Origin of the sequence: Saliphagus sp. LR7 (assembly GCF_003344565.1) — an archaeon.
Lineage (GTDB): Archaea > Halobacteriota > Halobacteria > Halobacteriales > Natrialbaceae > Saliphagus > Saliphagus infecundisoli.
On the sequence record NZ_QPND01000071.1, the window covers coordinates 1 to 1378 of the forward strand.

The 1378-nt window shown below is 61.0% G+C and carries 1 protein-coding gene; it reads left to right on the forward strand.

Going from position 1 to position 1378, the window contains the following annotated elements; all coding sequences use genetic code 11:
• The first annotated feature begins 46 nt into the window (after positions 1 to 46).
• Entirely contained in the window at positions 47 to 1192 is a 1146-nt protein-coding gene (locus DVH23_RS23195; protein ID WP_114579694.1) for an ISH3 family transposase, read from the forward strand.
• Positions 1193 to 1378: the final 186 nt, after the last annotated feature.

Sequence of the window (1378 nt, forward strand, 5' to 3'; positions counted from 1 at the left end):
TCAGTCGATCACATCGGGTTAGAGTAAGTGTCTGCTTGGAGAGTGCGTGCAACAAACCCAAGCAGACAACGAGGTAGAGGAAGAGCACCTGCTTAATTTTGTCGTCAACAGCCTTGGAGACGAGCTCCCGATTGATCTTGGTGAGAACGTAGAGGTCTCCGCTGATGAGTTATACGAGGTCCTCGCCGGCGCCAGCGCCGGCGGGACCTCGATCAATCACGTCTGCGAGACGACCGACGAGTCGCCCCACGCCAACACCGTCCGTGACCATCTCACCGATCAGTTCGATTTGGACGCTGTTGAGGCGGTCGGGAACACGCTCCTTCAACGGGATGCCCTCGAGACGCTTCCCGATCGACCGGTGGAGGTCGTCGCCGACCTCCACCTCGATCCTTATTACGGTGACGAGGACGAGACGGAGGCGCTGTACTTCTCGCAGGCGAAACGAGGAACCACGGCGTTTCACGCCTACGTTACGCTCTACGCGCGGGTACGCAACAAGCGGTATACGCTGGCGGTCCGCCAGCTGGTCGCTGGCGAGACCACCAGCGAGGTCCTCGGAGAGTTCCTGGCGCTTCTCGACGGCCTTGACCTGCGCGTCAAGGCCGTCTACCTCGATCGCGGCTTCTACAACAGCGGCTGCCTCGAATTGCTGTACGCGCACAACTACGCCTTCATCATACCGATCGTCAAGTGGGGTGAGACGATCAAAAGCGAACTCACCAGCGGCTGGAGCCGCGTGATCGAGCACGAACTCGCCGGGCGGGTGACGTTCCCCGTCTTCATTGACTGCGTCTACCAGCGAGGTCGCTACGACGAACACGGGGTGGCGCGTCACGGCTACGCCGCTGACGCGCCGTTCATCGACACCCCACGAGAAGCCCGAGAACACTACAGCAAGCGCTTCGGCATCGAATCGAGCTACCGATTAGCCAAGCAGAGCCTCGCTCTGACCAGTTCTCGGGACGCTGGGCTTCGGCTCTTGCTGTTCGTCGTGAGTCTGTTGCTCCAGAACGTCTGGCGCTATCTCCACTGGAAGTACGTGGCGGCGCCCCGCCGTGGGGGGCGCCGCCTCTGGGACTGGCCGTTCACGGAGTTCTGTGAGATGGTGCTACGCGCTGTCTGGACAGCGTTTGGCGTTCGCAGGTCTGTTCCAGCGAATCAACCACTCGACGACCGGTTCTTCCGGTAGCTGTCCCTGAATTGGGGCGGCAGTCGTGAGTGGAAACACTGTCGCGTCGGCGGCGATCCGCCGCCGACAGCGACTATCCAGTGCTGATCACCGTCTTCGCCACTCCTCCGACACTATCCGAGCACGGATCAGACCGGTTCAGCATGTTCTCGATGCATTCGTGCGGTCACTCGTGTGATCGACTGA